The sequence below is a fragment of the uncultured Amnibacterium sp. genome (assembly GCF_964244015.1).
Classification (GTDB): Bacteria; Actinomycetota; Actinomycetes; order Actinomycetales; family Microbacteriaceae; genus Amnibacterium.
Genome location: NZ_CAXTHO010000018.1, coordinates 1 through 1,575 on the forward strand (window position 1 = coordinate 1; position 1,575 = coordinate 1,575).

At 63.9% G+C, this 1,575-nt stretch carries 1 protein-coding gene and 1 pseudogene; both read right to left on the reverse strand.

Annotated elements, in window-relative coordinates; translation table 11 throughout:
• Positions 1 to 233: 233 nt before the first annotated feature.
• The gene (locus ACFE67_RS03780; RefSeq protein WP_375405541.1) at positions 234 to 371 is read right to left on the reverse strand and encodes a hypothetical protein; all 138 of its coding nucleotides are present in this window, start codon (positions 369 to 371) and stop codon (positions 234 to 236) included.
• A gap of 808 nt (positions 372 to 1,179) precedes the next feature.
• A pseudogene (locus tag ACFE67_RS03785) lies at positions 1,180 to 1,575 on the reverse strand (hypothetical protein); the annotation flags it as partial.

Consider the following 1,575-nt stretch of genomic DNA (forward strand, 5'->3'; position numbering starts at 1 on the left):
CGGCTCCTCGAGGCATCGGTGGCTCCGTCACCATACGGGGTGGCGGTGACGCGACGGAGACGGCTGCGCAGCCCGCACCACCCCGCATTCACGCCTCCCGATTGGGCTCGATCACTCATAGAACATTCCGGGCCGACCCGACATTGGCGGTGGACGGGTCGCAGTCCGCCGTACTCGCAGCGTCCGCGCCGAGCCGCACCGCGATCAACAGCCCGTCGGTGTCCCGCACCGACTCAGCGGATGAGGCCGCTCGCGCTGGATTCCGATTCACCTTGGGTGCCGGTGGTGCAGGCGATCTGCACGTTCATCCCGGTCCGGTGGTGCTTGCCGGAGCACAGGTCGTGCTGATCACACCAGTCACTGGTGGGCATTAGGGTCCCGTCGACCGGGACCGTGTCGCCGCGGGTGACCTCTGCCGGGACCGGTATGAGGTCCGCCAGCGCTACCGCGATCGGCGCATCGAGGACCGTCGTGCGGCGCGAGACCGTGGACTGCGAGACGTCGAAGATCGCTTTCGATGCAGTCCTCGGTCAGGTTCTATCGCAGATACGTCCGTCGTGACGACGACGGACTCGAAGAGGTCTCACGACGTCCACCCCGCGACCTCGTCACGGTCTAGCAGCGGCCCCACGCAGACGGTGAGATCGAGTAGTCGGTCTATGGGCAGCCCGGTCATACGCTCCATGTCCACCGGCCCCACCGCTTCGTCGACGTCTTGTTCACACCTTCATCCCGGACCAGTGGGGCCGCCCAGGACAGCCATGCTGTCAATTCAGCGAACGCCCAGACACGTCGCCGTGAAAAATGCTCCCGAGGCGGTGTCGGTGTAACGGCCCCACATCGGTACGGCTGACTCGCCTCCGACACCTCGCTTGTCAAGTCCGTATCCAATACGGAGGGCGCCGCAGGGACAACCGTTCGTTGCTGCACAACCATGCCTCGATTCGTCCGACGAGCAGCATCAACTCTCCGTCGACCAAATAGTGAGAGACCCCATGGTGAGCAGGAGTAGCAAGAGGGAGAGCACTAGGAGGAAAATGCACGTGTTTCGGAACCTGACCGTCAAGTTCTTCTGCGGTGCCACCACGTCCCGGACCACATAGATCACGAGACCCAAGCCACCAAGAAGGACGGCTACGAACCCTGCCGACGAGAGCAGGAGCGGAATGTCAAGCGTCATCAGCGTGAGTTCTTGATGAATGGTTTGGCGAGCTTTCCAGCGAAGCCTCCGATCAGGCCACCAACAGCTCCTGAAATGGCTCCGTCCACTGCTGCGCTCGCGGTGGACTCATCCCCCGCTCCATCGACGCGAGCGCCAATAACGCCACCAAGCGCTCCGGCGGCGGCGCCGATCACAACACCCGCCACCAGGCAGCCCACTCCCGCAGTCGCAGCGCACGCCACGACCGTACCGACCGCTGCAAGCGCACCGACAACGCCCTCTGCAATCGCCCCAGCAGGGGCCAATCCTTCCAGGTCGTTCTGCGAAATGGGATCGTTGTTGGAGTAGCCGTATTGGAGCGGGTCTTGTCCGGTGGGGTCGTGTTGGGTGAAGCGGCCTTGTGCGGGGTCGTA

Coding starts and splice junctions, on each gene's coding strand:
- ACFE67_RS03780 (WP_375405541.1), bottom strand. CDS start 371: ATGCCCACCAGTGACTGGTGTGATCAGCACGACCTGTGCTCCGGCAAG.